The sequence below is a fragment of the Bacillus paramobilis genome, assembly GCF_038096195.1.
Lineage (GTDB): Bacteria > Bacillota > Bacilli > Bacillales > Bacillaceae_G > Bacillus_A > Bacillus_A mobilis.
The window spans coordinates 4,679,945-4,703,290 of the sequence record NZ_CP151108.1; the positions used below are offsets into that span (position 1 = coordinate 4,679,945).

General features: G+C 35.1%; 19 protein-coding genes. 6 read left to right on the top strand and 13 right to left on the bottom strand.

The annotated features are described in order from the left end of the window. Positions 1-176: 176 nt before the first annotated feature. Positions 177-1,439, top strand: a complete 1,263-nt coding sequence (locus tag AABL52_RS24020; protein WP_098237761.1) for a VanW family protein — start codon at positions 177-179, stop codon at positions 1,437-1,439. Between the two features lie 47 nt (positions 1,440-1,486). Here the strand turns inward: AABL52_RS24020 and AABL52_RS24025 are convergent, their stop codons facing one another. Together AABL52_RS24025 and AABL52_RS24030 are read right to left on the bottom strand one after the other, a co-directional pair. After that, complete coding sequence (locus AABL52_RS24025; protein WP_341518576.1) at positions 1,487-1,759, bottom strand: hypothetical protein; 273 nt, start codon at positions 1,757-1,759, stop codon at positions 1,487-1,489. Positions 1,760-1,774: 15 nt separating this feature from the next. After that, positions 1,775-2,293: an RNase A-like domain-containing lipoprotein gene (locus AABL52_RS24030; RefSeq protein ID WP_000822712.1), complete on the bottom strand. Its 519-nt coding sequence runs from the start codon at positions 2,291-2,293 to the stop codon at positions 1,775-1,777. 396 nt (positions 2,294-2,689) lie between these two features. Here AABL52_RS24030 and AABL52_RS24035 point away from each other — a divergent pair, with 396 nt between their 5' ends. Continuing rightward, positions 2,690-3,238: a TVP38/TMEM64 family protein gene (locus tag AABL52_RS24035; protein ID WP_341518577.1), complete on the top strand. Its 549-nt coding sequence runs from the start codon at positions 2,690-2,692 to the stop codon at positions 3,236-3,238. Between the two features lie 63 nt (positions 3,239-3,301). Here the strand turns inward: AABL52_RS24035 and AABL52_RS24040 are convergent, their stop codons facing one another. The 3 genes from AABL52_RS24040 to AABL52_RS24050 form a co-directional block, all read right to left on the bottom strand. Next, positions 3,302-5,002, bottom strand: a complete 1,701-nt coding sequence (locus AABL52_RS24040; protein WP_097844444.1) for a M4 family metallopeptidase — start codon at positions 5,000-5,002, stop codon at positions 3,302-3,304. Between the two features lie 170 nt (positions 5,003-5,172). Beyond that, positions 5,173-5,301: an NprX family peptide pheromone gene (locus tag AABL52_RS24045; protein ID WP_000733137.1), complete on the bottom strand. Its 129-nt coding sequence runs from the start codon at positions 5,299-5,301 to the stop codon at positions 5,173-5,175. Between the two features lie 14 nt (positions 5,302-5,315). Continuing rightward, positions 5,316-6,575, bottom strand: coding sequence for a tetratricopeptide repeat protein (locus AABL52_RS24050; RefSeq protein ID WP_098259367.1), 1,260 nt, complete (start codon positions 6,573-6,575; stop codon positions 5,316-5,318). 199 nt (positions 6,576-6,774) lie between these two features. On the opposite strand from AABL52_RS24050, the gene AABL52_RS24055 reads away from it, so the two are divergent. Continuing rightward, complete coding sequence (locus tag AABL52_RS24055) at positions 6,775-8,238, top strand: nicotinate phosphoribosyltransferase (protein WP_341518578.1); 1,464 nt, start codon at positions 6,775-6,777, stop codon at positions 8,236-8,238. A gap of 202 nt (positions 8,239-8,440) precedes the next feature. On the opposite strand, the gene AABL52_RS24060 is transcribed toward AABL52_RS24055, so the two are convergent. From AABL52_RS24060 to fdhF, 7 genes are all read right to left on the bottom strand, one after another. Continuing rightward, complete coding sequence (locus AABL52_RS24060) at positions 8,441-10,807, bottom strand: heavy metal translocating P-type ATPase (RefSeq protein WP_341518579.1); 2,367 nt, start codon at positions 10,805-10,807, stop codon at positions 8,441-8,443. Positions 10,808-10,830: 23 nt separating this feature from the next. After that, positions 10,831-11,208, bottom strand: coding sequence for an ArsR/SmtB family transcription factor (locus AABL52_RS24065; protein ID WP_000918377.1), 378 nt, complete (start codon positions 11,206-11,208; stop codon positions 10,831-10,833). Between the two features lie 266 nt (positions 11,209-11,474). Beyond that, positions 11,475-12,890, bottom strand: coding sequence for an amino acid permease (locus AABL52_RS24070; RefSeq protein ID WP_340422367.1), 1,416 nt, complete (start codon positions 12,888-12,890; stop codon positions 11,475-11,477). Positions 12,891-12,993: 103 nt separating this feature from the next. Next, entirely contained in the window at positions 12,994-14,127 is a 1,134-nt protein-coding gene (gene ald, locus AABL52_RS24075) for an alanine dehydrogenase (protein ID WP_001219751.1), read from the bottom strand. Between the two features lie 370 nt (positions 14,128-14,497). Continuing rightward, positions 14,498-16,369 (bottom strand): glycerophosphoryl diester phosphodiesterase membrane domain-containing protein, encoded by a 1,872-nt coding sequence (locus AABL52_RS24080; RefSeq protein ID WP_001164742.1) that lies wholly within the window; start codon positions 16,367-16,369, stop codon positions 14,498-14,500. 155 nt (positions 16,370-16,524) lie between these two features. Continuing rightward, the gene (locus AABL52_RS24085) at positions 16,525-17,007 is read right to left on the bottom strand and encodes a DUF1641 domain-containing protein (RefSeq protein WP_001040525.1); all 483 of its coding nucleotides are present in this window, start codon (positions 17,005-17,007) and stop codon (positions 16,525-16,527) included. A gap of 12 nt (positions 17,008-17,019) precedes the next feature. Then, positions 17,020-19,956, bottom strand: a complete 2,937-nt coding sequence (gene fdhF, locus AABL52_RS24090) for a formate dehydrogenase subunit alpha (protein ID WP_340422371.1) — start codon at positions 19,954-19,956, stop codon at positions 17,020-17,022. Between the two features lie 301 nt (positions 19,957-20,257). On the opposite strand from fdhF, the gene fdhD reads away from it, so the two are divergent. Together fdhD and AABL52_RS24100 are read left to right on the top strand one after the other, a co-directional pair. Next, positions 20,258-21,064, top strand: coding sequence for a formate dehydrogenase accessory sulfurtransferase FdhD (gene fdhD / locus AABL52_RS24095; protein WP_341518580.1), 807 nt, complete (start codon positions 20,258-20,260; stop codon positions 21,062-21,064). Positions 21,065-21,295: 231 nt separating this feature from the next. Further along, the gene (locus tag AABL52_RS24100; protein WP_000405878.1) at positions 21,296-21,802 is read left to right on the top strand and encodes a GNAT family N-acetyltransferase; all 507 of its coding nucleotides are present in this window, start codon (positions 21,296-21,298) and stop codon (positions 21,800-21,802) included. A 357-nt stretch (positions 21,803-22,159) separates the two neighbouring features. Here AABL52_RS24100 and AABL52_RS24105 read toward each other — a convergent pair whose 3' ends face one another. Beyond that, positions 22,160-22,282, bottom strand: coding sequence for a hypothetical protein (locus tag AABL52_RS24105; RefSeq protein ID WP_001068388.1), 123 nt, complete (start codon positions 22,280-22,282; stop codon positions 22,160-22,162). A 330-nt stretch (positions 22,283-22,612) separates the two neighbouring features. Between AABL52_RS24105 and AABL52_RS24110 the strand changes: the two genes are divergently transcribed. Beyond that, positions 22,613-23,284, top strand: coding sequence for a response regulator transcription factor (locus tag AABL52_RS24110; RefSeq protein WP_063261618.1), 672 nt, complete (start codon positions 22,613-22,615; stop codon positions 23,282-23,284). Positions 23,285-23,346: the final 62 nt, after the last annotated feature.

A 23,346-nucleotide genomic window follows, 5' to 3' on the forward strand; every position in this document is an offset into this window, starting at 1 on the left:
TCGTACATATTGTGACAAAAAGAGACAATTATTACAGCAATGTAACATTTTTTATAAAAACATTACACACATAGTGGGAATAATAGTATACTAGTACGTACATAATGTTATTTTCATCATTTTTATACAAAAAATGTAATACATATATTTATACAAAAATTTCTGGGGGGAAATAAATGAAGCTAAGTAAAATACTGATCGGTTCTGCAATTACTGGAGGCATATTACTTTGTGTAGGCGGTGTTGGTGGATATCAATATGTATCCACACTAAATAATCAATTAGATACTACTGCATTACCAAATACTACATTTGAAGGTATTTCTCTCGATGGAAAAAATAAAAAAGATATTCAAGCAATTATTAATCAAAAAGTAACTGAATTAGACCAAAAATCTCTTACCTACATATTTCAAAATGATAAACAAACGTACACATGGAAAGATTTAGGGATAAATTATAAGGAAAAAGATATTATCGACAAAATCTTTAAAGAACAAGAAGGAAACGCAATGAATCGTTACAAAATGCGGAAGCAGGCTGAAAACGGTGAATTAAAACGTGATTATAAATTAACGCCTCAATTAAATACAACTGCTTATGAAAGCTTTATGAAGGATAAATATAATGACACATTAAAAAATCCTGTTAATGCAGAATTAAATGTTGAAGGCTCTACAGTAAATATTAGCCAAAGTCAAAATGGTGAAAAAATTGATAAAGGAAAGTTAACTGATTTAACGACACAAGCGATTACTTCTGGCACATCAGACGTTACGTTACCAGTTACACTCTTAAAACCTGAACGTTCTACAGAAGATATACAGAAAATGGGGATTAAAGAGGTGATCGCTGAATATTCGACTCCAATGGCTGGTCGTAATGGGAATCAATCCTTTAACGTAAATAAGTCAGCTAATACTTTAAGTGGAGTTATTGTCGCACCTGATGAAACGTTTAGTTTTAATGGACGCGTTGGCGTAACGGATGCTGCACATGGTTATAAATCCGCAGCAGTATTTTCAGAAGGTAAAGTTATACAAAGTGCAGGTGGAGGCGTTTGCCAAGTTAGTAGTACTTTATATAGCGCCGCTTTAAGGGCAGATTTAGGAATTGTTTCTCGAAGCAATCATTCCATGCCCGTAAATTATTTACCACTTGGGCAAGATGCAGCAGTGGCAGATTATGGTCCGGATTTAAAATTTAAAAACAATACAGGCAATCATATTTATATTCAAGCATTTTCAAATGGAGGTAGTATTACTACTCGTATTTTCGGCACAAATACTGGTAAAAATGTTGAAGTTTCTTCTCAAGTAATTAGTAGAGCTAATGACAAAATAACAGCGGTAACGTATAAAAAAGTAACACAAAACGGTGAAGTAATCTCAAATGGACAAATTTCAAAAAGCGTATATAAAAGCGCTCCAAAACAATGAGGTGCTAATAAACAGGCAAATTTCCAAAAAGAAAAGGCGTGATCTACTCACGCCTTTTTCTTTTGCAATAATATTAAAAAGTTTGCAAGATGGTCTTTCGTTTCTTCTAACGACCACATGCGATTTCCTTGCTTCGCAGCTAATACGCACGCCTCTTCCCAAGCATTCTTTTTCTTCATATATAATAATTCATCGCGTAATTTCAAAACAATTTCTTTATCCTCTTGCTCTATAAACTCTTCCATCACGCCTACTATTTCATCTTCATGAACACTTAACGTACAGTACGATTTAAGAAAGTATTGTAATGTCGTATACATATGTACTCCCCCTTCTTATTTGTCAGATGGATAAGAAGTAATGATCTTATATCCTAAATCTCCTGACTTATCTCTCGCCAAAACAGTAACAGTTTTTACTAGCTTGTCTTTTACATTCATATTCTTCTTTATTACCGTTTTTCCAACCGGGAATGAATGAGTTGTATTTAATACGAGACGAGCCTCTTTAGAATTTTTTAACCAATCTTGAATTTCCTTATCATGCTGCTTCAAACTATCTTTTACAGCTTTTGTCGCTGTTTCCTTATCATAGTATGTACTTGCCGCTGATACTTTATCTGTCTTCAAGCGATTCTTCAAATCCTCTTCTGATTTTCCTACATGTCTTTCAATCGTATGACCATTTTTAGGTGGCCCTTCCATTTCATCTAAAATATTATCACTAATTTTTTCTACTGATGTCGATTGATTACCTGTTTGTTTCTCTGTTTTTTGTTCTTTTCCTGCACATCCACTTAAGATCAGCATTAATGCCAATAAACTACTTAAGAAAAGACTACTTATTCGTTTCATCATATCACCTCTTCCATGATTATTATCGTAACTTACCTAAAAGTCAATTTCACAACGAAAAGACATATATATTTTTAAAATTCCTCGTTTATTTTTCCATATTACTACCATAGTTTCATTAAATCGCTATTTCAGCCCTCATTATAAATATACCCCTATGTTTTTCTGATTATTTCCCAAGTTAAATCACCCCTAAAATTATCAAATAATTCCTTTAAACATGGAGTTTTTTGGTTGTTTTCAAAAATATAAATATACCCCTATTTTTATATACCTAATACCCATATAAGGTATACATGTCGTATTTTATCAACGTTTTATACATTATGTAAATTCGTGCTTGCCTACACAATGGAAATATGGTGTAATGCAAAAAAAGATAAAGGATTTTAAACAATGGCTGAAACAATTCAAAACTTCTTAACAGACTATTATTCAATCGCAATTCCACTTAGTATCTTAATCAACATCATCATCAGTCTTTTAGGTTTTATCCCTAGTATTTTTTTGACCGTCATTAACATACAGCTCTTTGGCGTAGTAAACGGCACAATCATTTCGATCATAGGTGAGGCCTTAGGGGCTATTATCTCGTTTTATATTTATCGTATAGGCCTTCAAAAGTTCACTCACGATAAAGTAAATAAGCATCCTAAGGTAGAACGTCTTCTTTACGTAGAAGGTAGAGAGGCCTTTCTACTCGTCCTCTCTTTTCGTTTTATTCCATTCATTCCGTCCAGTATCGTGACTTTATTTGCAGCTCTAGGCAAAATGTCATTACTATCCTTCAGTATTGCCAGTACCATAGGTAAAATACCGTCCTTGTTGATTGAAGTATATTCTGCATATCATGTTATAAACGGTACAAACGAAGCAAAGTGGATTGTAACAATCGCAGGTTGTATCGGATTGTATTATTTGTGGAAAAAATGGAGAAAAAAATAAAGAAGGAGCCTATGCTCCTTCTTTATTTTTGAGGTATTTTATTAATAGCTATCTCTTAAAACCTTAGTTTATACCAACAGCACTAAATGATTGCTTCACTGCTGCTACTTCCGCAGAAGTCGCACCATATAAATCAGCTGCAGCTTGTACTGCACCAGCACGAGCTTGGCTAAATGTAGTAGATTGCGTGAAATATTGTGTGTTTGCACGGTAATAAATTGCACCTAACTTATCTTTACCGATACCAGTTACAGTTACACCCGAATGCGTACCGCCATTTGCTAATAAATAAGCTTGTTTGTTAATAATACCACTGTTCGTATGAACTCCACCGTTATCACTTGAACCAGTGTAACGCTTAGAGTAATGGTCTGGGTCACCATATTTCGCTGGATCACTCATAGAGCGAAGCGCATCTCCCGCTTTACCAGGCGTGTAAATATCTTCACCAATCTCCCAATCTGGGTTACGATTATCATAGAATTCTACTAAAGTACCAAAGATATCAGAAATCGCTTCATTTAGCGCACCTGATTCATTTTGATAAATTAAATCCGAGCTATTCTCCGTAACAGCATGCGTTAATTCGTGACCAATTACATCAATTCCACCAGATAATGAAGTAAATGTTACACCATCACCATCTCCGTATACCATTTGTGAGCCATTCCAGAACGCATTATTATACTTACTTCCGTAATGAACTGTCGATTTTAACGGAGCTCCTGCATCATTAATAGAGTTTCTATTAAATGTAGCTTTATAATAATCATATGTTCTACCTGCATAGTAATGAGCATCTACTGCCGCTGCATCATACGCTGCATTGAAAACATTATCTGCATCTGCCCATAATGTTCCTGGTAATGTTGAACGATTTTTTGCATCATATGTGAAAATTGTCGCTCCGCGCGTATTATCTTGCAAGTAGTAAGATGAGCCAGATAACGTTGTATTAAGTGATTTCGTATCTCCTAATACACCTTTACCAGTTCCTACTTTATTTGTCCCTGTTACAGGCTTTACAACCGCCTTCGCTTCTTGTTTAGGAGCATCTTGCTTAACTGGTGACTTATCTTCATTTGCTACATGATCAAGTTTATTATATTTATTTAATACTTTACCGCTGTCTGCTTCAATGAAATAGTAGTAGTTTCCTGGGCTTGGCTCTAAGAAGTTTAAATTTACAACGTATGCATATGTTGTTTCTTCACCGTTTTGATATACATATAAGTCCGCTTTTGGTTCTACCTCATATTTAGGTGTAACCCCTAAATCTTTTTGCGCAATTTCAATTGCTTTTGCGCCTTCAATCTTATTTTTATTTTTCAACTTGTCCTTTTTGTCTAAATCAGGCGCAACTGTTCCAGACAATACTTTTAAAGAACCATCTTTACTTACGTGAGCTACTTGAGTAGACCCCCATACAGGCACTCCTTCGTAAACTTGTTGCATACGTACTACTGTTGAATCAGTTACAGCATCTTTCTTCACTTGTTTCACTTTGAAAGAATCTTGCGCACTCTTTTCCCCTAGCTTGTAATCGCCTTTTGCTGCGTTTAAGTAATCAAACACAACAGATTCTGCTTTCTTGCCAGTTGCTCCAGTTAAATCACCAGAAATAAACTCCGGTGACTGCACCGTCTCATTGTACTTTTTCGTAGAGAGCACATTTTTAGAATCCGCAAATGCAGAGCCTGTCCCTCCAAACGTTGTAACTGCCATTCCTGTCGCTAACACTAATGCTAAACTTTTCTTTTTCATGAACCTTCCCCCTAATAAAAAATTTTTTTGAAAAAGAGTAGTTTTATCGTAGCACTATGTTTCCACTATTAATATACTAAAAATTCAAATAATTATTTTCTCAAGTATTGTAGAATTTTGGGGAACAAATATTGAAAAAACCCCTTTCCTATTGGAAAGGGGTTTCTCAATTATGAATTAATTTGTTGGACTGTTTTAGCTTCTTGACCAAGAGTATCTGGTTTCCATGCATATTGAATATCCAATACCACTGCCGCAATCGCCATAACTACAAATGTTCCTGCAATTAACTTTTTCATACTATTCCTCCTCTTTATTCTTCTAATAAATTTATCGCTAACTTATAGTAGCGATTACTTTCTTTAAAATCCGAATATTCTTCTAAATATTCAGCTAGTTCTAAGTATATCTTCTTTAAATCTTTTATATTTTCCTCTGCTTTAAAGAAAGGAACTACTTCTGTTTCTAGAAATTTTTTATAAACATCTCTTGCTTCAAAGTACTTATACTGCAGACTTAACAATAAATATAGCATCCCTTTATATCTATCATCTTTCCTTGCGGCATTGATACCTTTTTCAATCCATTTTGCTGCTTCCTCTATTTCTCCTAATTGAATACACTGTAATGAAAGCTCATACATAGCATCAATATAGTTCATATCCTCTTCTTTTTTATACTTTAGGCATTCTATATAGTACTCTTTTGCCTTGGTATAATTTTTTTGGCAATAATACAGGTAGCCAATATTATTTAAAGCAATAGAGAGAATATTATCTTTATCCGCAAAAGAAGTTGCTTCCCTTATGATATGATTATAAATTTCCATAGCTTCATTGTATTGTTTTTTTCTGGTATAACTAAAAGCAATTAAAAACTTGCAATTAATTATATTTCTAAATTTATATTCACTTTTAAAGCCCTCTAATGCCACATTAGCAAAGTATAATGTCATATGATCTATTTCTATCTGACTATATGTCAATGCTAAATTATAATATATTCCCGTTTCATAATATCCTAATTCTTTTGCCATTGCTTCTGTCTTTAACAAGTACTCTAATGCCTGTGTATATTTGTACTGTACAGAATATAATAATGCCTTATTATACGTATATAACATCTTCTGAAAAGGTGAGTATTTCTTATACACTTTCTTCAAATTATCCAATTCTTCTTCAACAGCAGGTAGATCTCTCTTCATCATTAAATAACGCGTATACAGCAGTTTATAATAATTTATAATTTCAAAATCCAAAACATGCTTCATTTCACCTTGCAATTCTTCATATATGCGTTCTACTTGTTGCTTGTCCAAATGAACAAGTGCATTTAACCACTCATCCAGCTTCCCCTTCACATCTTCTTCTACATCTCTCAAATCCGTCACGGCAATTTCTAACCTTGTGCAGAGCAATTGTAGAATTTCTTCTGATGCTTCGATCTTTCCGTTTTCGATTTTACTTAAGTATGAGACAGAACAAATGCCCTGACATAATTCTTCTTGTGTCATTTTTTGCTGTAGCCGTTTATAAAAGACTTGTTTGCCTATTTTTTCTAATGTTTGTTGCATTGTCCTCCTCCATTCTCATTACCCCCATTACTCTAATAATACATAAAATCTTGAGAAATATAAATTGATAAATGTTAATTTTCTAAAAAATATGCAATATTTCATTTTTTTCCCTCTTGACTATACTTTCATATCCATTCTTTGCTACGAGCGGTGAAAAATTGGTATACTATAACCAAATTATGGAGGTGTTTTCGCGATGACTTATTACAAAGACGATAGCTATGCCTTACATACAGATTTATATCAAATTAATATGGCTTATACATATTGGAAAGATGGTATTCACAATCACCGCTCAGTGTTTGATTTATACTTTCGAAAGCTTCCATTTGAGAACGGTTATGCTGTTTTTGCTGGTCTTGAAAAAATTGTAGAGTACATAGAAAACTTCAGCTTTACCGAAAGCGATATCGCTTATTTAGCAGAATTACAATTTGAAGAAGAATTCCTTCATTATTTACAAAATATGAAATTCACTGGGACAATTCGGAGTATGCAAGAAGGTGAAGTTGTATTTAATAACGAGCCTTTATTACGTGTTGATGCACCGCTCGGCGAAGCACAAATTATTGAAACTGCCCTGTTAAACATTGTGAATTACCAAACATTAATTGCAACAAAAGCTGCTCGTATGAAGCACGCTGCAAATAATGATGAACTTTTAGAGTTTGGCACAAGACGTGCTCACGAGTTTGATGCTGCTCTTTGGGGCACACGCGCTGCCTTTATTGGCGGGTTTTCGTCTACGAGTAACGTTCGTGCTGGAAAACGCTTTGGGATCCCTGTAGCCGGCACACACGCTCACTCTTTCGTTCAAGCGTATCGCGATGAATATGTCGCGTTTAAGAAATACGCTGAAACTCATAAAAAATGCGTCTTTCTCGTTGATACATACGACACTTTAAAATCAGGTGTTCCAAATGCGATTCGCGTCGCGAAAGAGTTTGGAGATCGTATCGATTTTTATGGTATTCGCCTTGATAGTGGTGATATGGCTTATTTATCTAAAAAAGCAAGAAAACTATTAGATGAAGCTGGGTTTACACATACAAAAATTATTGCTTCTAGCGATTTAGATGAATACACAATTATGCATTTAAAATCTCAAGGAGCAAAAATTGATGTATGGGGCGTTGGAACAAAGTTGATTACATCCTTTGAGCAACCGGCATTAGGGGCTGTTTATAAACTAGTTGCGATTGAAGATACTGATGGAAAGTTAAATGATACAATTAAAATTTCATCTAACCCTGAAAAAATTACGACTCCAGGACTGAAACGAATTTATCGCATTATCAATCGAGTTAATGATCATGCAGAAGGCGATTATATTGCATTAGATTCTGAAGTACCAGGAAAAGAAGAACGTTTAAAAATGTTTCATCCTGTTCACACGTATATAAGCAAATTTGTAACAAACTTTGAAGCTCGCGAACTGCATAAAGACATTTTCATTAACGGCGAAAGAACATATGAACTACCAGGTATATTAGATATTCAAAAATATAACGAACAAAGTCTCGCGCTATTTTGGGAAGAGTATATGCGAACTTTAAATCCCGAAGAGTACCCTGTCGATTTAAGTCAAGAATGTTGGGATCATAAAATGAATTACATTCAAACTGTTCGAGAACAAGTTGAAAAAAATATACAAAAATAAAACAGAGAAGCTCCTCCTTCTCTGTTTTTTCAATACAATATGTATCTTTGTGAAAAATATATTAAAATAATAAGACAATTATTTTTTATTTGTAAATTTTAATATTAAGTTATTTATTCACAAAGTAAGATTTGCTATTATTTTATTGAGTCAATTTCAACAAAATAACCTAAAAAAGAGGACGCAGGTTGCGTCCTCTTTTTTATAAATCTTTCACTCGTAGTACACGCATTGCATTTAACACTGCAAGTAGTGTTACACCAACATCTGAGAAGACAGCTTCCCACATTGTTGCAATACCAAACGCACCAAGTAATAAAACTAATCCTTTTACCCCTAATGCAAAGATGATATTCTGCCATACAATGCGTCGTGTACGTTTTGCGATGTTTAAGGCTGTTGCAATTTTTGAAGGCTCATCAGTCATAATAACGATGTCTGCCGCCTCAATCGCTGCATCTGATCCTAAACCACCCATCGCAATACCAACATCTGCTCTTGCTAATACCGGTGTGTCATTAATACCATCACCAACGAAAGCAACTTTTTCTTTTCCGTTCTTCGCCGCATCAATTTTTTCAATCTCTTCTACTTTTTGTTGCGGTAATAGTTCTGCGTGAACTTCATCTAAACCTAATTCCTTACCGACAGCTTCACCAACTGCTTTTGCATCACCAGTTAACATGACTGTCTTCTTAATACCTAGTTCTTTTAATTTTTGAATTGCTTGTTTTGAATCTTCTTTTACCTCATCAGAGATAACGATATAACCTGCATATTCCCCATCTACAGCAACGTGAACTAATGTACCTACCGTTTCTGGTTGCTTAAATGTAATGTTTTCTTTTCTCATTAACTTAGCATTACCTGCAAAAATTTCTTTTCCTTGTACTTTTACGACTGTACCGTGACCAGAAATTTCGTTATAATCATCGATTATTTTTTCATCAATTGATTTTCCATATGCCTTTCGAATCGATTGTGCAATTGGATGATTAGAATACACTTCAGCAAATGCTGCATACTCTAATAATTCTTCATTTGTAATGCCTTCGCTTGGTTCCATTTTTGTAACTTTGAAGACACCTTTTGTTAATGTTCCCGTTTTATCAAAAACAATATATTTCACATCATTTAAAGCTTCTAAATAGTTACTTCCTTTTATTAACACACCACTTTTAGATGCACCACCAATTCCTCCAAAGAATCCAAGAGGTATTGATACAACTAGCGCACATGGACAAGAGATTACTAAGAACACTAAAGCTCTATAAATCCATTCTGAGAATGTAGCTCCTTCTAAAATAATTGGTGGAATAAACGCCATGATGGCTGCTGTAATAACTACAACTGGAGTATAGTAACGCGCAAATTTCGTAATAAAGTTTTCTGTTGGCGCTTTTTTACTGCTTGCATTTTGAACTAAATCTAAAATTTTTGATACAGTTGATTCACAAAATTCTTTTGTAACTTCAATTGTTAATACACCATTTTGGTTCACAAAACCACTTAATACATCATTTCCAACTTCGACTTCACGTGGTACAGATTCACCAGTCAATGCTGAAGTATCTACCATTGATGTTCCTTCAACTACTTTTCCGTCTAATGGTACTTTCTCACCAGGCTTCACGATAATATAATCGCCGATTTGTACATCTTCTGGTGATACTTGTTTCGTTTCATTTCCAACCTTCACATTTGCATAATCAGGACGGATATCCATTAATGAAGTAATTGATTTTCGGGAGCGATTGACCGCAATACTTTGGAATAGTTCCCCCACTTGATAGAATAGCATTACCGCAACAGCTTCTGAATATTGTTGAATCGCAAAAGCTCCTAGTGTTGCAATTGCCATTAAGAAGTTCTCATCGAATACTTGGCCGCGAGTTATGTTTCTTACCGCTCTCCAAACAATATCTCCACCTATTAATAAATACGCAAAGACGAATAACGGAATTGTGATCATTTGTGGTAAGCCAGCTAATGCAGCAATTGCTGTCAAAATTCCGCCGACCACTAATCGTCCTACCATCTTTTTCACATTTGCTTCACCATGGTCGTGACTATGCCCGTGGTCATGGCCACCCTTTTCTTCACGAACAACTTTTACATCTGGTTCTAACTTTTGAACGACATTTGTTATATTCGCTACAGTCGCTTCTAGTTCTCTTTTATTCGCTACTTCAACTCTTAATTTCTTTGATACGAAATCAACAGTCGCTTCTGAAACGGTCGGCATTTCTTTCACTTTATTTTCAATCTTCATCGCACAGTTTGCACAATCTAAACCTTCTAATATAAACACTTCTTTTGCTACTTTTGTGTTTTTTTCTTCTTGTACTTTAATATGCGGTTCTAATTTTGTAACGAGTTGCTTTGCTTCTGTAACAACTTCGCTTTCTTTATTTTGTGCTGTTTCTAAAACCATTGTTTTTGTCGCGAAATTTACAGAGCAAGAATTTACTCCTTCTATATTCCCAACGCCTTTTTCAATTTTCATTGCACAGTTCGCACAATCTAAACCTTCTAACACCAGTTTCTTTTTCACTAATGCTTCAGCCATCGTTCTCCCTCCTCGCGTTCTTTTTATTCTTCCTCGTTTACGTGTTCAAACGCTTGCTCGAAGATATGAATTACGTGCTGGTCAGCTAACGAATAATAAACGACCTTTCCTTCTTTACGATTCTTTACAAGTTTCGCTTGCTTTAACACACGAAGCTGATGTGAAATAGATGATTGTGTCATTCCTAATAAATACGCTAAATCACAAACACACATTTCAGCTTCAAATAATGCATGTAATATTCTCGTACGTGTACGATCGCCTAATACTTTAAATAGTTCTGCTACTTTACTTAAACTTTCATCAGTTGGAATTGTTTGTTTTACTTGATCAACAACTTCTTCATGAATTATCGTTTGAGAACATGTCTCTTGTGGTGTTTCTACTTTATTTCCAGCCATTATAGCTCACCTCTTCATTTGAACATATGAACAATCATTCATATATCTTATACTCTTATTATATGAGCGTCTATTCATATGTGTCAATGAAATCACATACATTTTTTCGAACATTTCGTTCACATTTTAATAAGACGTGTACTTATTTTCCGCATCCATTACATTCTCATACAAAAAGGATGTACATTTTGCACAAAAGAAAAAAGCCTTGCGCGTTCCCTAGACGCACAAGGCTTACTATACTTATATCCCTTTTAATTAAGCTTTTAATTAGCTTGTTCTAAATTATCCTGCGAACTTCCATCTTCTTTTAAATGACTATGTTTTTTCGAATAAACAAAGTATACAACTACTCCAATTGCTAACCAAACACCGAAGTATATCCATGTTTTTAATGGTAAATTTACCATTAAGAATAGACAACATGCAACTGAAATAATCGGTAAGATTGGTACAAGTGGTACCATAAATCCACGTTGCAGTTTCGGATGCGTTTTACGAAGAATGATAACAGTTACACCAACCATAGCGAATGTTAATAACGCTCCAATATTCGCTAAATTCGACAATTCTTTTAAATCGATAAATCCAGCAATTAAGGCACTACCAATTCCTGTTAACCAAACTGAAAATGTTGGCGCTTCAGTCTTCTTGTTAATTTTCGCGAAAGATTTTGGCAATAAACCGTCACGGCTCATTGCGAAGAATACACGAGTTGTTGCATAAATGTAAGCGAAAATTACAGCCATAATACCGATTACAGCTCCAATAGCAATTACACCAGCCACTTTATCTTGTCCTACAACTTCTAACACATATGCCATAGCTTCAGGTACATCTAATTCCTTATAAGAAACCATACCTGTCATAACGAGACAAACTACAACATAAATAATTGTACAAATAACTAACGAAGCAATAATACCAATCGGTAGATCACGTTGTGGATTTTTTACTTCTTCAGCAGAAGTTGCTAATGCATCAAATCCTAAGAAAGCAAAGAATACTGCTGCTCCTCCGGCAAAGACTCCACTTAAGCCGTATGGTGCAAATGGTATCCAGTTTTCTGGTTTCACGTAAAATACACCAACTGCAATGAATAAAACAACAATACCAATTTTAATTAATACCATTATGTTATTCACACGCTTACTTTCTTTCGTACCTCGTGATAATAACCAAGTTATCACTAACGTAACGATAACTGCTGGTAAGTTTACCATACCACCTTGTGCTGGAATCGTTAGCAATGCTTTTGGAATTTCAAGTCCCAATCCACTCACTAGGTTATGGAAATAACCCGTCCATCCTCCGGCTACTGCGGCAGTCGTTACGACATATACGGATAACAATGTCCATCCCATTAAATGGGCAACAAACTCACCAATTGTTGCATACGAATATGTGTACACACTACCTGAAACAGGAAGTGTCGATGCAACTTCTGCATAACATAACGCTGCAAATCCACAAACAATTGCTGCAATCATAAATGAAAAAATAACTGCTGGACCAGCATCTCTTGCTGCTACTAATCCTGTTAATACTAGAACTCCTGTACCAATTATCGCACCAATCCCTAGCATTGTTAGGTCAAATGCCCCTAGCGTTTTCGTTAAAGTTTTACTTTTACTTTCCCCTAACAATTGCGTAACGGATTTCTTTTTAAATAGGTTGGCCACGATGAATGCCCCCTTTTACCAAGAAGAGCTAAGAGGTATTATCTCTTAGCTCTTATCATGTTGTTTTATATATTGTTCGATTTTGTTTTGTATAATGCTTCTATTAGCAAGATACTGTTTCTGCTTCTAATAATTCTTTAGCACCTTTGTACTCTACACCGTGAGCTTCTGCAACTGCTTCGAATGTTACATAGCCGTCTAATGTGTTAATACCTTTTAATAATGCAGAGTTTCCTAAGCAAGCTTCTTTGTAGCCTTTGTTAGCAATTTGTACTGCATATGGTACTGTTACGTTTGTTAATGCAAGAGTTGATGTACGTGGAACCGCACCTGGCATGTTTGCAACTGCATAATGAACAACGCCGTGTTTTTCGTAAGTTGGGTTATCATGAGTTGTAATACGGTCAGTTGTTTCGAAAATACCACCTTGGTCAATCGCGATATCTACAACAACAGAACCTGGTTCCATTGATTTAATCATTTCTTCTGTTACAAGTTTTGGCGCTTTTGCACCTGGGATTAATACTGCACCGATTACAAGATCAGACTCTTTTACAGCTTCTGCAATATTGTAAGGATTAGACATTAAAGTTTTTACTTGGTTTCCGAAAATGTCATCTAATTGACGAAGACGTTCTGCACTTAAGTCGATGATTGTTACATCCGCACCTAGTCCAACTGCAATTTTAGCAGCATTTGTACCAGCTTGTCCACCACCGATGATTGTTACTTTACCACGTTTAACCCCTGGAACACCCGCAAGTAAGATACCTTTACCGCCTTTGTTTTTCTCAAGGAATTGTGCACCAATTTGTGCAGCCATACGACCAGCTACTTCACTCATAGGTGCAAGTAATGGTAGAGAACGGTTTTCTAATTGTACTGTTTCATATGCAATAGAAACAACTTTCTTTTCGATTAATGCTTTTGTTAATTCTGGTTCTGGAGCTAAGTGTAAGTATGTGAATAAGATCAAACCTTCGCTGAAGTGTTTGTATTCGCTTTCAACTGGTTCCTTAACTTTCATAACCATTTCCATGTTCCAAGCTTCTTCAGCCGTATCAACAATTTTCGCTCCCGCTTCAACATACTGAGCATCTGTGAAACCAGATCCTAAACCTGCACCCTTTTGAATGAATACTTCGTGATTGTTACGAATTAAATGTACAACACCTGCTGGTGTCATTGCCACACGGTTTTCGTTGTTTTTAATTTCTGCTGGTACCCCAATACGCATAATGAAATGCCCCCTTATAATTAACAGAAAAAAGAAAGTCTTTTTTCTTTTTGTAATAATTAATAACTTATGTCCTTATTCTAGCATAACTTAAAAGTTATGAAAACGCTAACATATCATTTTTTTAAAGTTTATATATTTAGAATAGTGTAAATATATGGAACATTGATTCTATTATCATCTTCGTTACATTCCATTATCTATCACTCTATTTTTATTATACTCCTTAAAAATAAGCGGCAACCATTTATTATTCGACAATAATGTAACAATGTAAGAAACCCCAATAATGCCGTATACATATACAGTTATTAATTGACACAATACTTTAGGGATATATTCTTGTCATACAAAAAACAGCTGCGGGCATTTAGCCAGCAGCTGGGTAACTTATAAATAACTTGGAAAATAAATCATCTGTTGTTTCACTAATTTTATCAAACAGATCACTTTCTTCCGCTTCTTGCTCTTTTAGCATCTTAATTGTTTCACGTGCATCTTCAGGATAATCGGTAATGATGCCATCTACGTTTAACTTATAATATCCCTTTAAACTTTCCATATCATTTACTGTCCATACGTAAATTGGCTTGTTTAACTTCCTTGCTTCCTTTACTAACTTCTTATTTAACATATATTCTTCCGCTACATAAAAATCAGCTTTCACATTCTTTAAGTTGGCTCTACTTGCGTACAGTATATATCCGACTTTTATATCTGAATTTGCACGCTTAAACTCTTTAATAAGCGGGTAATGTAACGTTTGAATGACACACTGTTTCTCAAATTCATTATCTTTAATCGCTTTTAATACTTTGTTTACGAAATCTTTTTCGCCACCATGAAGCTTCACTTCAATATTAAGTTTAATTTTGTCCTTTGACAGCTTAATGATTTCATCCAGCGTACTTATTTGTCCTGACAATCCGTCTTGACTAAGAGTAAGCTGCCTTAACTCATCCATCGTTAAATCTGACACATGAACATTAGCATTAGCAAGACGCTTTAGCTTCAAATCATGTATAACTGCTAGTTCACCATCTTTCGTTTGCAGTACATCAATTTCAGCGTAGTCTGCTTTCGCATCAATAGCCCCCTGCACAGCTTCTTTCGTATTCTCTACACCTTTTGAAATATAACCACGATGCGCCATAATAATTGGTTCTTTATATGTGTTTGTAATAAAGGTCACAATGAAAGCAACAACCATTCCCGCAGTAATAATTCCTACAATATATACGCCAATAAATTTCCAACGATGTTTTTGGAAGAAACATTTATCTGCTTTAGTTTTCGAATAATCTAATCCTTCTTCTAATAAAACATCTTCAACCGGAACCTTTTGTAAATACAATCTTGTTAACGCCATAATGTAAAACGGCGTCATAATAAAGCTAAATAGATACAATGTACTTGTTAGGAAGACTGAAATAGTTGACTCTGCTAGCAGCGCAAATGTCCCTTCGGGGTTTGTAAATTCATATACTCCCCACAGACAAAGTAGATAAATTCCTACACATAAAAGAAAGACAATTCCTACAGATATGAAAAAACCTACTAAAAAGAACAATACTTTAAAGAAGCTTTCTTTTACTAAGTTCGCACTTTTTCGTGCTGCCGTACGGAACGGCTTTTCCTCTAAAACTATAATAGGTAAAACAAAAATCCAACGAAGATTCAAATAGGCAACTACAGCAAAGAAAGTATAATATCCAACTTGCCCCATTGTTGTCTTAAATAGTTCACCTGTAATAAAATTAGGAATTTGAATTTCAGGAATCAATGCAGATTTATACCCCATACTTAATAATGGTAATAGTACAACTGCATACAAAACAAATCCAGGTAAGCAATATGTAAACAGGGAAGGTAAATACGTTACTGTTTTATACAAAATTGGACGTAATCTCACCTTTTGCCTTTTATGAGCGAAGTACGAAATGATAATAAGTACTGCAAACTCTGTAAAGATAAGAAACAATGCCAATATAGATAATATTACAATCGCCAAAATCCCGTATGGTGTTTTCAAAAATGCTAATAACTCATCATTTGTTGCATTTGCATACCCACCAAAGTACAACAACTTATTGAAAATAATACCGAAAAGTGGGATAAACACAATCGCTGCTAACAATTTATAAGCAAGTTGGAATGTTAACACATTCCAAAAAGCAAATCTAACAGTTTGAAAGGAATGTCTCATTACTCCTGGTATAGATAGTCTTTTACGGTGTTGCATATATTCCTCCACATTCTAAAACGATATTTGAGATGGATTCCATATTTCCATTTTCGATCCATCTTTTTAATAATAATATATTCCGCTTAACATGAACACTCTTATACATACAATGAAAAAAGTGATGGCTACTTCCCATCACTTTTTCATCTACTCTATTTTTTCTCTAACCCTTGTCCAAATGCTTTCAAGAAACTAAAACCGAATGTAATGGCTCTATTGATATCTGGATCTTTTAACACTTTAAAGAAATCCATCACTTTTGTTTTTTTACCACTATTTAATTCATCTGTTGCAAATTGCAACCCAGTAACTAAACTTGATGTGATTTGCTTTGTTACTTCTGGGTCAACTGCGGATAGCGCTTCCCCCGCTCCCATCATATTATTGAGTGCATTTTTAACTGGTTCACGATTTAATTGCTCCACAGCGATTTTTGAAACATCTTCCTTCGCAGCAAGTAAACTAATCGCCGCATCTAATATCCCAGCCTTCTGCAACTGTGCTAAAAGCTGCATCGTTTCCTCTACTGCTTCACGATTATTAGATAGCTCATTTAGAAGTTCATCTGCTACTTGCTGTTTCTGTTCTTCCTCTGTTACAACTTTCTTTTTAATTAACGTAATTTCTTTCGCCACTATCTCCGCCCCCTAGTCCACAAGTGATACGTATTGTTTTCTTTTCCACTTTTGCTCAATTTCAACACCATTTTGCGGATTACGCTTTTTATCTCGCGGGTTTGAAGATGGTAACGGACGATTTCCTTTTTCACGTAATACACGCATTTTCACCATCGTTTGTTTATACGCCGGTGTACACGTATACAGGTCTGTTGCCGTCCCAGTTAAAATATTAATCGCTTCTTCATTTATCGTTGCATGCATCGGTAAATATAGCTCTTTCCCCGTTACACGATCCGTAATAAGCGCTTGTACTTTAATTTTTCCAAATGGTGATGCTAATTCCACAAGACCACCATCTTTCACATTGCGCTCTATAGCGAGTTCAGGTGAAATTTCAACGAATACTTCAGATACTTTAGATAAAATACCAGCCGACTTATTCGTCATGTTCCCTTCATGGAAATGTTCTAGCATACGACCATTATTTAAAAGTAAATCATACTCATCTGGCGCTACAACCGGTGGCACCCATTCATCTAACGATAAACGAGCGAGTTTATCTGGGAAGTTAAATCCGTCTACATATAATAGCGGTGTATCGCTACCATCATGACTACCCCAACATAAACTATTCCATCCTTCTAGACGGTCGTACGTTGCTTGAGAGTATAACGGTGCAAGCGATGCGATTTCGTCCATAATTTCACTTGGACTTTCATAATTCCAATCCCCACCTAGTGCACGAGCAACTTTTTGCAAAATCCACCAGTCTGGTTTGGAATCACCAAGCGGTTTCAATACTTCATATAATCTTTGAATACGGCGCTCTGTATTCGTAAACGTTCCTTCTTTTTCTAAGCTTGGTGCCGCTGGTAAAATAACATCAGCAAAACGAGCTGTTTTTGATAAGAACATATCTTGAACAACGAGAAAGTCTAAATTCGATAAAATATGTTGCACATGGTTCGCATTTGAATCGACTAAAGCCATTTCTTCACCCATGACATACATACCGCGTAGTTTTCCTTCTTCTGCCGCAAGTAACATTGCAATATTATTTAATCCTGGTGCTTTTGGAATAGTTGTACCATATGCTTTTTCAAACTTCGCACGAAGCGTATCATCTGATACTGCTTGATAACCAGGAAGCCAGTTCGGTAATGTTGCCATATCACAAGCACCTTGTACGTTATTATGCCCTCGTAATGGATATGCACCTGCACCAGGACGACGATAGTTACCCGTAACAAGCAGTAAATTTGAAATGGCAGCAGACGTTGTACTTCCTCCTGTATTTTGCGTTACACCCATTCCCCAAAGTATACAAGTTCCATCTGCTTCATATACCATACGAGCCATTTCTTTCAGATTTTCTTTTGAAATCCCCGTAATTTTTTCTGTATAATCAAGCGTATACTTTTCTAACATTTTGCTATATTCATCAAAGTTCTTCACATTTTCAGCTAAAAACTTTTTATCGTGCCAATCTTGATCAATAATATATTTCGTAATACCAGCAAGCCATACATAATCCGTACCTTGGCGCGGATGAATAAATAAATCCGCACGCTCTGCCATTTCATGTTTACGAAGGTCTGCTACGATTAATTTTTGCTCGTGTAATTTATGAGCACGTTTTACTCTCGTAGCAAGTACAGGATGTCCTTCTGTTGGATTCGCACCAACGATAATAACAAGGCCTGCTTCAGCTATATCTTTCACTGTTCCAGCATCTCCGCCCATACCGACAGTTTTAAATAAACCGTCTGTCGCTGGAGATTGACAATAACGGGAGCAGTTGTCCACATTATTCGTTCCATATATTTGACGAGCTAGTTTTTGCATAAGGTAATTCTCTTCATTTGTTACTTTCGAAGAAGAAATGAATCCGAATGCATCGCTGCCATATTCAGATTTAATATGCTGCATGTTAGAAGCAACAACTTCTAATGCTTCTTCCCATGAAGCTTCAACAAACATATCTCCTTGGCGAATTAATGGCTTCGTAATTCGATCTTCACTATTTACAAAGTCCCATCCAAATTTACCTTTTACACATGTGGAAATACCATTAACAGGTGCATCTGAAACAGGTTGTACTTTTAATATATGACGATCTTTTGTCCATACTTCAAAGGAACAACCGACACCACAAAATGTACAAACTGTTTTTGTTTTATTCACTTTCGTCTTACGCATCGCAGCCTCTACTTCTGAAACCGCTAAAATACTACTATATCCCGGCTCTACATCCTTTACAAAATCAATCATCGGATCTAACACATCTGGTTTCAATCCAGTCATAAACCCAGCTTCACCTAACATTGATTTTTCCATTAATGCATTACACGGACATACTGTTACACATTGTCCACAACTTACACAAGATGAGTCATTTATACTTACACCATGATCCCATATAACACGTGGACGATCCAAGTTCCAATCTATCGATATAGTTTCATTAACCTGTAAGTTTTGACATACTTCTACACACTGCCCACAAGCAATACATTGATTTGGATCATATCGATAAAACGGATGTGACATATCCACTTCACAAGCACTTACTTTCGGCTCATACGGATATTTCTGTTCTTCAATTCCCATCATATGTACAGTGTTATGGACTTTACAGTTACCATTATTGTTATCACAAACGGTACAATACAATAAATGATTCTCTAATATACGATCCATCGCCTCAGTCTGTGCCTCTTTTGCACGCTGGGACTGTCTTTCGATATGCATACCATTCTCTAATTTCGTTGAACAAGCACGCATTAACTTCCCATTTACTTCTACAATACACGTATCACAAGTTTGAATTGGATCTACTTCTGGTACATGACAAATTTGAGGATGTTCCAAATTACTCTCGTTAAATAATTGTAGTATCGTCTTTTCACCCGATGTGGAAAATTCTTTACCATCCACGGTTACACGGACTGTCTGTTCTGCCATAGTTTCCCCTCTCCTTACAACCAACTGTACAACACAATTATGAATCCGTTTTCAAAAATCGCATTACTGTACATATTTTTGAAACGCTCTGCCCAAATACTTTCTTATGAAGTCGATTCTAGATGTTATAAGGTATAACTACGAAAGCTTAAAAATATCACTATTCTACAGTTCTATTATATCGTACATATACAATAATAACCAAAATAATCTGTGATCTTCTTCCTAAGAGGTGTTTTTATTTTTTCCATTGTTTTATGATAAATATGGGAGAGAAATACATAAAAAAGGGGAATTTAATATGGAGCCTACGCAAGAAACTTATACAATTGTACGCTATCAATCTGGTACATTTTCAAAACAGCTTGATGAGATTGTTACAGAATCTCCTATTACTATTAAATTGAATGGTGAAGAATATGTAACAGTCGTATGCACACCAACCTATATTGAAGATATGGTAATTGGTTTTTTAATTTCTGAGGGGATTATTTCTTCTTATAAAGATGTTGAAGAACTATGGGTGCAAAAAGATAACGGAATTGTCCATGTAAGATCATCAAAAGTAAATCCGCTCTATCAAACTTTATATAATAAGCGCTACATCACTTCTTGCTGTGGAAAAGGTAGACAAGGTTTTATTTTCGTTAACGATGCAGCAAAAGCAAAAGATTTACATGATATACACGTGAAAGTTACTCCTGAAGAATGTTTTTACTTAATGAATACTTTACAACAATCTTCCACTACATTTCGCCAAACCGGCGGTGTTCACAATACCGCTCTATGTGATCGAAACAATATCCTCCTATCAAGAATGGATATCGGTAGACATAATGCATTAGATAAAATATATGGCCATTGTTTGCGCAACGATATATCTGTTAAAGGAAAAATTATTGCATTTAGCGGGCGCATTTCATCCGAAATTCTACTCAAAGTTTCAAAAATCGGATGTGAAATTGTTCTATCTAAATCTGCTCCAACAAAATTAGCATTACAACTCGCTCACGATTTAGGCATTACAGTCGTAGGATTTATTAGAAATGAATCTTGTAATATTTACACCCATCCACATAGAATTGATGGCTATCAATCGAATAACTAAAATAACTCCTCGGTTGAGGAGTTATTTTAGTTATAAAAATGTAATATATTAAAGACTTGAATAGTTAATAAAGTTAATATATAATTTCATTACATATTAAAAAACAAAACATTGTAGCATATATCTTTTCATTCTTTTACAAATTAAAAGAGACTGCTAACAAAACGCATACACAATCTTATAAAAGTCATGGATTTATTTTATTTGAAATCGACCAAGGAGGTTACAACTATGGAAATTCGCTTATTAACGACAGAGGACGCAGAAATATATTTAAAAGTTTGTATGGAAGGTTTAACGAAGAACCCAGAAGCTTTTAGCTCTTCTTATGAAGATGTTCTTAAACATGAGGATCCTGTAGCTGCTATGGCAAAACGATTAAGCAATCCGGATAAGTATACTCTAGGGGTCTTCAAAGATAATGATTTGATCGGCATTTCTACTTTAGAAACAAAGCCTTTCATTAAACAAGAACATAAAGCAAAAATCGGTTCCGTTTTTGTTTCCCCAAAAGCGCGTGGCCTTGGCGCAGGGCGAGCTCTAATTAAAGCAATTATTGAAAATGCCGATAAATTACATGTAGAACAACTTATGCTCGATGTTGTAGTGGGTAACGATGCTGCAAAAAAATTATATGAGTCATTAGGCTTCCAAACTTACGGCGTACAAGAACGTTCATTAAAACATAACGGCCAATATTGGGACGAAGAACATATGGTTCTGTTCTTAAATGATTAATACTTCAATATAGTTTTTTAAAAGCATCTTCTTATTAAGGAAGGTGCTTTTTTCATTACAACAATGTAATCTTCATGTCACCTTTATCGATCGTACCAAACCTTTCCATTCATTATACTAAAAGTATAAAGTGAAACTTTACTCAGTGGGGAACTACATCCCACGCTAATCGCATGTACTTGATATGTAGAGGAGAATGTGACATGAAACAAAACAAACGAGCTATGCTTTTAATATTTACTACAGCAATTGTAACTTCTGGATTAGCAATTTTACCTTGGTTTATTATATAAAAATACTCCCCCTAACAACGAAAAAAGCTTATTGCTTCTTAAGAAGCAATAAGCTTTTTCTATATTATAAAATCCCCAAAATTTTATTTACACAACTTATAATAATAACCATAGATACGGCAATGCACATGACAACCGTATTACGATCTTGCTTTTCTTTTTTTGAAATTTCTTCTTTTGGATTCATGTGTATGATCTCCTTTTAAAAAAAGTGTGAGATAGGAAATTTTTCTTATCCGATGCGAGGTGAATACGAAAACCCTCTCTATCTCACATACACAATAGAATGGAATTGTCATTTTATAAATAAAATGACATGACGTTATGTCGCAACATAGGGTATTTTGTGTCGCTACGTTTTCTATTATAAAAAATAGTTGTGCAAAACTAGTGCATTTTTTATGTCAATTACTCTGAGCGTAAAAATAACTCTTCCACTCAATCACATAAAAAGAGTTTTTTATTATTTTCATGTAAACTATACAAGTAGAATGAACAGTTTGGGGTGCACAAGATTATGGTGAAAATTTTATTAGTAGACGATGAAGAACGCATGTTACGATTATTAGATCTGTTCTTAAGTCCTCGTGGCTATTTTTGTATGAAAGCTACCTCTGGCCTTGAAGCACTAAAGTTAATAGAACAAAAAGACTTCGATATTATTTTGTTAGATGTTATGATGCCGAATATGGATGGATGGGATACTTGCTATCAAATCCGTCAAATTTCCAACGTTCCAATTATTATGCTAACAGCTCGTAATCAAAATTACGATATGGTGAAAGGCCTCACTATGGGCGCGGATGACTATATTACAAAACCATTTGATGAACATGTATTAGTTGCACGAATTGAGGCTATATTACGCCGTACAAAGAAAGATGGATTTGTTAGCTTCAATGGTATCGAGTGGGATAAAACGAAACATACTGTCACAGTATATGATGAAAAAATCTCACTAACGCCTATCGAGTTTTCGTTACTTGGACTATTTTTACTAAATACAAACCGTGCTTATAGCCGAGATGATTTAATCGAAAAAATTTGGGGTTATGAAACAGATATTGAATATAGAACAATCGATTCACATATTCGCAATATCCGTGATAAATTACGCAAAAAAGGATTTCCAGTTGAAAATTACTTAGAAACTGTCTATAAAGTCGGATATAAATGGAAAAGTGAATAATTACTTCGGTCAGTGGACAATAGTATATCACTGACCCTTTATATGAAATAAGGCATGGTGAG

Coding starts and splice junctions, on each gene's coding strand:
- AABL52_RS24020 (WP_098237761.1), top strand. CDS start 177: ATGAAGCTAAGTAAAATACTGATCGGTTCTGCAATTACTGGAGGCATA.
- AABL52_RS24025 (WP_341518576.1), bottom strand. CDS start 1,759: ATGTATACGACATTACAATACTTTCTTAAATCGTACTGTACGTTAAGT.
- AABL52_RS24030 (WP_000822712.1), bottom strand. CDS start 2,293: ATGAAACGAATAAGTAGTCTTTTCTTAAGTAGTTTATTGGCATTAATG.
- AABL52_RS24035 (WP_341518577.1), top strand. CDS start 2,690: ATGGCTGAAACAATTCAAAACTTCTTAACAGACTATTATTCAATCGCA.
- AABL52_RS24040 (WP_097844444.1), bottom strand. CDS start 5,002: ATGAAAAAGAAAAGTTTAGCATTAGTGTTAGCGACAGGAATGGCAGTT.
- AABL52_RS24045 (WP_000733137.1), bottom strand. CDS start 5,301: ATGAAAAAGTTAATTGCAGGAACATTTGTAGTTATGGCGATTGCGGCA.
- AABL52_RS24050 (WP_098259367.1), bottom strand. CDS start 6,575: ATGCAACAAACATTAGAAAAAATAGGCAAACAAGTCTTTTATAAACGG.
- AABL52_RS24055 (WP_341518578.1), top strand. CDS start 6,775: ATGACTTATTACAAAGACGATAGCTATGCCTTACATACAGATTTATAT.
- AABL52_RS24060 (WP_341518579.1), bottom strand. CDS start 10,807: ATGGCTGAAGCATTAGTGAAAAAGAAACTGGTGTTAGAAGGTTTAGAT.
- AABL52_RS24065 (WP_000918377.1), bottom strand. CDS start 11,208: ATGGCTGGAAATAAAGTAGAAACACCACAAGAGACATGTTCTCAAACG.
- ald (WP_001219751.1), bottom strand. CDS start 14,127: ATGCGTATTGGGGTACCAGCAGAAATTAAAAACAACGAAAACCGTGTG.
- AABL52_RS24080 (WP_001164742.1), bottom strand. CDS start 16,369: ATGCAACACCGTAAAAGACTATCTATACCAGGAGTAATGAGACATTCC.
- fdhF (WP_340422371.1), bottom strand. CDS start 19,956: ATGGCAGAACAGACAGTCCGTGTAACCGTGGATGGTAAAGAATTTTCC.
- fdhD (WP_341518580.1), top strand. CDS start 20,258: ATGGAGCCTACGCAAGAAACTTATACAATTGTACGCTATCAATCTGGT.
- AABL52_RS24100 (WP_000405878.1), top strand. CDS start 21,296: ATGGAAATTCGCTTATTAACGACAGAGGACGCAGAAATATATTTAAAA.
- AABL52_RS24105 (WP_001068388.1), bottom strand. CDS start 22,282: ATGAATCCAAAAGAAGAAATTTCAAAAAAAGAAAAGCAAGATCGTAAT.
- AABL52_RS24110 (WP_063261618.1), top strand. CDS start 22,613: ATGGTGAAAATTTTATTAGTAGACGATGAAGAACGCATGTTACGATTA.